Consider the following 7,488-nt stretch of genomic DNA (forward strand, 5'->3'; position numbering starts at 1 on the left):
CGCACGGGGCACGCGCGGTGAGCGTGCGTATCGCCGGCCATGGCGCCTCGCGCGGCAATGCCCTGGGCCGGGCGCGGGTGCGCCTGCCGCATGCGCTGGAAGTGGCCGAGCAACGCATCGGCGCCGCGCAGATCCCCGAAGAACTCGACCGCCTGCACCGCGCGGTGGACGCCGCGCGCGAGGAGATGCACGGCCTGCGCCAGCGCCTGCACGGCGCCCTGGCCAAGGAGGTCGGCGAATTCCTCGACCTGCACGCGCTGCTGCTCGACGACCCGGAACTGCTGCACGGCCTGGACGAACTGATCCGCACCGGCCGCTACAGCGCCGACTACGCGCTGCGCCTGCAGCGCGACCGCCTGGCGACCGTGTTCGACGACATGGAGGACGCCTACCTCAAGAGCCGCATGGACGATCTGGACCATGTGATCGGGCGGATCCATGCGTTCCTGCAGAAGCGCCAGCCGGACAGCGAAGGCCTGGCCGGCGAGATCCTGGTGTGCGAGAACGTGGCCCCGTCGGAACTGGCGCAACTGCAGGCGCAGGGCGTGGTCGGCATCGTCACCAGCGCCGGCAGCACCCTCTCGCACAGCGCGATCCTGGCGCGCAGCCTGCACCTGCCGCTGGTGGTCGGCGTCGCCGACGCGCTGCAGAAGATCAACGACGGCGACGTGCTGATCATCGACGGCACCCAGGGCGCGGTGCTGGTCGACCCGACCCCGGACGACCTGCGCGACTACCGCAGCCGCGTGCGCGAGCAGGCCAAGCTGCAGCGCAGCCTGGGCAAGCTGCGCTCCAAGCCCAGCCGCACCCGCGACGGCGTGGACATCACCCTGCTGGCCAATGCCGAGTCGCGCGACGACGTCACCCGCGCGCATGCGCTCGGCGCCGACGGCCTGGGCCTGTACCGCACCGAATTCCTGTTCCTGCAGCGCGACGCGCTGCCCGACGAGGAAGAACAGTTCCATACCTACCGCGACGCGGTGCTGGGCATGAGCGGACGGCCGGTCACCATCCGCACCCTGGACCTGGGCGCGGACAAGGCCGATCGCACCGGCCTGACCATGAGCAACGAAGAAAACCCGGCGCTGGGGCTGCGCGGCGTGCGCCTGTCGCTGGCCCGGCCCAAGGTCTCCGACACCCAGTTGCGCGCGCTGCTGCGCGCCTCCGCCTACGGCCCGGTGCGGGTGCTGGTGCCGATGGTCAGCACGCGCGAGGAACTGCTGGCGATGCGCCGCCACCTCAAGCGCATCGCCGCGCAGTTGCGCCGCGACGGTCATGCCATCGCCGAGCAGGTGCAACTCGGCGCGATGATCGAGGTGCCGGCCGCAGCGCTGGCCCTGGATACCTTCATCGACACGATCGACTTCCTGTCGATCGGCACCAACGACCTGGTGCAGTACCTGCTCGCCGCCGACCGCAACAACGAAGCAGTGGCCGCGCTGTATTCGCCGCTGCATCCAGCGGTGCTGCGGCTGATCGCGCAGGTGATCGCCACCGGCCAGGCCCATGGCAAGCCGGTGGCGGTGTGCGGCGAGATCGCCGGCGACCCGGCACTGACGCCGATGCTGCTGGCGCTGGGGCTGCGCGAGTTCAGCCTGCACCCGGCAACGATGCTGGAAGTACGCCAGGTGATCCGCGACACCGACCTGCAGACCCTGCGCCAGCGCGGCGCCAAACTGCTGCAGGCGCGCGACCGCAAGGGCATCGAGCGCTGGCTGGCTTGAGAGCCGGGATTGGGGATTCGGGATTAGGGATTGGGATGAAGCCGGTCGGCTGCGGAACGCAGGGATTCGATTGAAGGATGCCGGTTGCGGCATCCTGCGCTGCGCGCTTCGATGAAAAAATCGCCAACGCTCTGGGCAGCAACCGCACGGTTCCGACAGCGCCTGCCCCGCCGCCTTTTTGTGGGAGGGGCTTCAGCCCCGACGCTTTACCGATAAAGCGTCGGGGCTGAAGCCCCTCCCACAGAGGAGCGAAGCGCCTCACGCTCGCGCAGAAGCATCGAATCCCCAATCCCGACTCCCCAATCCCCGCCATCCACTGTGCTTCCCGCAACATGCAGGCGATAATGTTGGGATGAACATCTGACCCACCGCGTTTCTCCGGAGCGCGGCCTCACCCCAAGGGAGCAGCGCATGGCCGACGCCGTCCGCCACGACAAGACCGCGCGGCAGCTGCGCATGCTGTCCGATGCGCTGGACAGCGGGCGCCTGGGCCCGGTGCGGCGGCTGGTCAATACGCTGGCGCCGGCCGAGATCGGCAACCTGCTGGAGTCGTTGCCGCCGGGCAAGCGCGAGGTGGTGTGGGGGCTGGTCGATCCGGAGGACGACGGCGAGGTGCTGGTCCACGTCGGCGAGGAAGTGCGCGAGAGCCTGCTCGCGGACATGGACCCGGACGAAATCGTCGCCGCGGTCGAAGACCTGGACATCGACGACCTGGCGAACCTGGTCGAGGACTTGCCGGACACGGTCATCGACGAAGTGCTCAAGTCGATGGACCGCGAGAACCGCGAGCGGCTCGAGCAGGTGCTGTCGTATCCCGAGGACAGCGCCGGCCGCCTGATGAACCCGGACGTGGTCACCGTGCGCGCCGACGTCAACGTCGACGTAGTGCTGCGCTACCTGCGCCTGCGCGGCGAACTGCCGGACCACACCGACCACCTGTTCGTGGTCAGCCGCCGCCACCAGTACCTGGGGCGGGTGTCGCTGGCGGCGCTGGTCACCCACGAGGACTCCACCCCGATCAACCGGCTGATCGACGACGAGCAGCCGGCCATCGACGTCGGCGAAGGCGCCGACGAGGTCGCGCGGCAGTTCTCCGACCACGACTGGATCTCCGCGCCGGTGGTGGACGACAACAACATCCTGCTCGGCCGCATCACCATCGACGACGTGGTCGACATCATCCGCGACCAGGCCGAGCACCAGGCGATGAGCGCCGCCGGCCTGGACGAGGATGAAGACCTGTTCAGCCCGGTGCGGCGCGCGTTCCGGCGCCGCCTGCTGTGGCTGACCATCAACCTCGGCACCGCCTTCATCGCCTCCAGCGTGGTCGGCCAGTTCGAGGGCACCATCGCCAAACTGGTGGCGCTGGCCGCGCTGATGCCGATCGTGGCCGGCATGGGCGGCAACGCCGGCACCCAGGTGCTGGCGCTGATGGTGCGCGGCCTGGCGCTGGGCCAGATCGGCGCCTCCAACGTGATCGTGCTGCTGCGCAAGGAACTGGCGGTGGCGCTGATCAACGGCCTGGCGCTGGGCATCGGCCTGGGCCTGATCGTGCTGCTGTGGTTCAAGCAGCCGCTGCTGTCGCTGGTGATCGGCTCGGCGCTGACCATCAACCTGCTCACCGCCGCGCTGGGCGGCGTGCTGGTGCCGCTGACGCTCAAGCGCCTGGGCTTCGATCCGGCGCTGGCCGGCGGGGTGATCCTGACCACGCTGACCGACGTGATGGGCTTCCTCAGCTTCCTCGGCTTGGCCACGCTGGTCCTGCTGTAGGGCGTGTGCGTACGGCGGGCGCGGTTCCCGCCGGCGCGCCGCACGGAGCGGCAGCAGCGCGCGTCGCCGCATCCACCGGTGCACGACGGGCACGCCACGCCAGCAAGCGCCTTGGCCGCCGGCTGACTGGCGCATGTCCGCCGCCCCTGCCCGGGTTGTCGTGGAGACGTCCCGCCCACGATACTGCGGCCTTCCCATCCGAGGGCCGGCCATGTCGATGCGTTCGTTGCTGCTTCTGCTGTGCCTGTCGATGGTCGGCTGCAGCAGTCTGCCAAGCGACCCGGCCACCGGCCACTTCGTCAGCCGCCAGCTCAACCTCGACGGACGCATCTACCGCTACCAGGTGTTCGTGCCGGCACCGGCGCATCGCCAGGGCCCGGTGCCGGTGGTGCTGTTCCTGCACGGCTCCGGCGAGCGCGGCGACGACGGCCGCGACCAGACCACGGCCGGCCTGGGTCCCTACCTGCGCCGCCACCTGGCCGATTTCCCGGCCCTGGTGGTGATGCCGCAGGCACCCGACGGCGAGGAATGGAACGGCGCCAACGCGACCATGGCGCTGCAGGCGCTGGACGACAGCAGTGCCGAGTTCAACGGCGACCCGCAGCGCACCTACCTGACCGGCATGTCGATGGGCGGCTACGGCACCTGGGAGATCGCCCTGAAGCAGCCGCAGCGCTTCGCTGCGCTGGTGCCGATCTGCGGCGCGATCCTCTCCCCGCACGAAGACCGCGAATACCTGGTGGTGACGCCGGTGGCCTATCTGGCCGATCCCTACAGCGCCCTGGCGCAGCGCCTGCGGCACGTGCCGGTGTGGATCTTCCACGGCGCCCAGGACGACGTGGTGCTGCCGCACGACGACCGCAAGATCGTCCGTGCATTCAAGAACCTCGACGCCGACGTGCGCTACACCGAATACCCGCAGGGCAACCACAACGCCTGGGATGCCACCTACCGCGATCCGAAGATGTGGCAGTGGCTGTTCGCGCAGAAGCGCAGCGACGCCGCCACGCAGACGACCGCGGACAACTGAGCGCGGCCCGCCCTGCGCCGCGCGCACCTGCGCGACGGCGTAACCGGCCTGTCCGCGCACTGCCGATCTTCGATCACCGTTCGATGCAGGGGGGATGCATGCGACACAAGGGGATGCTGTGCGCCATCGTGTGCGCGCTGTTGGCCTGCGCCAGCCACGGCGCGACGGCACAGGCGCTGACCGAACCGGTCACCACCTACCTGCAGAGCAAGGCGGCGACCGCCCGCCCCGGCGTGGAATACCGCAAGGACATCGCCGCGCTGCAGACACGCTTGGACAGCATGGATGCGGCGGACATCGCCCTGCTGGACCGGATCATCGCCCATTGCAGCAGCTGGCAACGGCCCGGCCTGCGCGTGATCAGCGTCGCCGACGTGCACGAGTACGAGGCCTACATGGCCGCCCATGACGACGGCCAGCCGACCGAATGGATCGACCTCAGTTGCGCCAACGCACTGCAGATGCGTGGCTTTGCCGCCGCCGCACAACGGCAGTGGTCGGAGGCGCTGGCATGGCTTGATCAGGCCATCGCGCTCGGGCCGTATCTGTTCTCCGCCTACACCGAACGCGGCTATGCGTTGCGCAACCTCGGGCGCACGGACGAAGCGCTCGCCACCTATCGGCAGGCGCTGGCCCTGGCCGACGTCTCGCCGCGGGCGCGGGCAGGCCGCGCGATCGCGCTACGCGGCATCGGCTCGCTGTTGATCGACACCCCGGACAAGGCCGGCGCCCGCGCGGCCCTGCAGCAGTCGCTGGAGCTTGAACCCGGCAATGCTGTCGCCCTGCACGAACTGCAGTATCTCGACCAGATGGAGGCGGCAGCGTCGCAAGCGCATTAGGCCCTGCCCGCGCTTCCGCGCATGCCGCACCGAGGTGATGCACGCCTCCGACAGCGGCACCGCCGCAGGCCTGTGTGCATGGGTCCACTGCCACGCCGATCGGCGCGGGCCCGGCAGGTGCGTCGCCGACACGCGCAGCGTACGTCGACGGCCAGCAACACCGACGGTGCGATCGGGCCCAACACGGCGAACATAGCCGCTGCGCTGCAGGCAGTGCGCAGCGGCAGCGGCCCCGCGTGACGCGTCCGGTCGACGACGACAGTTCCAGCTGCGCGACGCCATCGGCTGTGCGGCGACGCGCCAAACCGCGTACAGTCCGCGCTTTCGTGCATAGGCCCGGCATGGCGACCGCCCCCTCTTCATCGCAGACCGCGTTCCACGCCCGCCTGCGCGCCCTGGAGCCGAGCGCAGCGGTGGTCGCCGGCGCGGCGATTCCGCCACTGCTGGTGCCGGCACACGACGACGCCGCTGCGTTGCAACTCAGCGACAGCGGACGCTGGCTGTTGCAGGTGCTGGATGCGCTGGACGCGCTGCACCAGGCAAGCCAGGCCACCCGCCTGTCCGCCGATGCGCTGCGCCGCGATCAGAAGTTCGCACCGCCGGGACGGCCGTCGCTGCACCTGGTGCAGTTGCGCCAGCAGCAGGCGACCGCGCAGCAGGCCGTGCGTCGTGCCAACCAGACGCTGGCGCAGGCCGCCGCCGGCTTCGTGCGCAGCGCCGGGCTGACGCCACCACCGCGGACCGGGCCGGTGGCGTTCGTGCAAGGATGGCTCGCACGCCATTTGGGGTAGCGGCACCGCGGTGCCGCGCGGCCCGGGCGTGCATCGATATACGGCCCGCCACGCCGCGCGTGTCTACGCAAGCTAAACCGCGGGCGCCGGAGCGCCCATGCCAGCCCGGCCTGCACCTGCCCCGCTGCTATCCTGCACGCCCTTCGCACTCCGCTGCCCGACGCCCCATGCCCGTGCCCGCTCTCGTTGCCCTCCCCTGCCCTGCCCCGGCGGCCTGCTCGCGCACGCGCCTTGGCGCCCGTGCCACGGCTGCGGCGGCATGAGCATGCCCGGCGCGCATACCGCCAATCTCGCCACCTGGAGCATCTGCGCGCTGGCCACGGCCGGCGTGATCGCGCGGCCGTTCAAGCTGCCCGAGGCGTGCTGGGCGGTGGGCGGCGCGCTGCTGCTGATGGTGCTGGGGCTGATGCCCGGCGGCGAGGCGTGGCAGGCGGTACTCAAGGGTCTGGACGTGTACCTGTTCCTGATCGGCATGATGCTGCTGTCGGAAACCGCGCGCGCCGAAGGCCTGTTCGACTGGGTGGCGATGCATGCGGTGAACCTGGCCAAGGGCTCGACCCAGCGCCTGTTCGCGCTGGTGTTCGGCGTCGGCATCGTGGTCACCGCGTTCCTGTCCAACGACGCCACCGCGGTGGTGCTGACTCCGGCGGTGTACGCGGCCGCGCGCAAGGCCGGCGCCAAGCCGCTGCCGCTGCTGTTCGCCTGCGCGCTGATCGCCAACGCCGCCAGCTTCGTGCTGCCGATCTCCAACCCCGCCAATCTGGTGCTGTACGGCGGCAAGATGCCGACCCTGGGCGCGTGGATGGCCGCGTTCGCGCTACCGTCGCTGCTGGCGATCGGGGTGACTTTCGTGATGCTGCGCTGGGCCGAGCGCAAGGACCTGACCGGCCATTGCGCCACGCGCGTGGACACGGTACCGCTGACCCGCGGCGGCACCTTCGCCCTGGTCGGCATCCTCGCCACCGCCGCGCTGCTGGTCGGCGTCTCCGCGCTCGGCCTGGACCTGGGCCTGCCGACCTGTCTGGCCGGCCTGGCGACGCTGGGCGTGGTGTGCCTGGGTGGTCGCCAGTCGCCGCTGCCGATGGCCAAGGCGGTGTCGTGGTCGGTGCTGCCGCTGGTCGCCGGCCTGTTCGTGCTGGTGGAGGCGCTGTCGCGCACCGGCGTGATCGGCCTGCTCGCGCGTACCCTGGCCGACGCCGCTGCGCACTCGCCGCAGGCCACCGCCGGCATCGCCGGCACCCTGCTGGCGTTCGGCTCCAACCTGATGAACAACCTGCCCGCCGGCCTGATCGCCAGCACCACCGTCGCCCAGGCGCAGCCGCCGCAACTGGTGG

At 70.6% G+C, this 7,488-nt stretch carries 6 protein-coding genes; all 6 read left to right on the forward strand.

The genetic code is table 11. The annotated features are described in order from the left end of the window. Nucleotides 1-17 precede the first annotated feature (17 nt). On the forward strand, nt 18-1,724 hold the full coding sequence (ptsP, locus tag D180_RS17480; protein ID WP_017913817.1) for a phosphoenolpyruvate--protein phosphotransferase: 1,707 nt from the start codon (nt 18-20) through the stop codon (nt 1,722-1,724). 411 nt (nt 1,725-2,135) lie between these two features. After that, entirely contained in the window at nt 2,136-3,494 is a 1,359-nt protein-coding gene (mgtE, locus tag D180_RS17485; protein WP_017913818.1) for a magnesium transporter, read from the forward strand. Nucleotides 3,495-3,705: 211 nt separating this feature from the next. Then, entirely contained in the window at nt 3,706-4,524 is an 819-nt protein-coding gene (locus D180_RS17490; protein ID WP_017913819.1) for a prolyl oligopeptidase family serine peptidase, read from the forward strand. Between the two features lie 98 nt (nt 4,525-4,622). Continuing rightward, entirely contained in the window at nt 4,623-5,363 is a 741-nt protein-coding gene (locus D180_RS17495) for a tetratricopeptide repeat protein (RefSeq protein ID WP_226980575.1), read from the forward strand. Between the two features lie 341 nt (nt 5,364-5,704). Next, on the forward strand, nt 5,705-6,154 hold the full coding sequence (locus tag D180_RS17500; RefSeq protein ID WP_017913821.1) for a hypothetical protein: 450 nt from the start codon (nt 5,705-5,707) through the stop codon (nt 6,152-6,154). A 259-nt stretch (nt 6,155-6,413) separates the two neighbouring features. Then, a partial coding sequence (locus tag D180_RS17505; protein WP_017913822.1) for an arsenic transporter occupies nt 6,414-7,488 on the forward strand: 1,075 nt, incomplete at its 3' end.

The sequence above is a fragment of the Xanthomonas sp. SHU 166 genome (assembly GCF_000364685.1).
Classification (GTDB): domain Bacteria; phylum Pseudomonadota; class Gammaproteobacteria; order Xanthomonadales; family Xanthomonadaceae; genus Xanthomonas_A; species Xanthomonas_A sontii.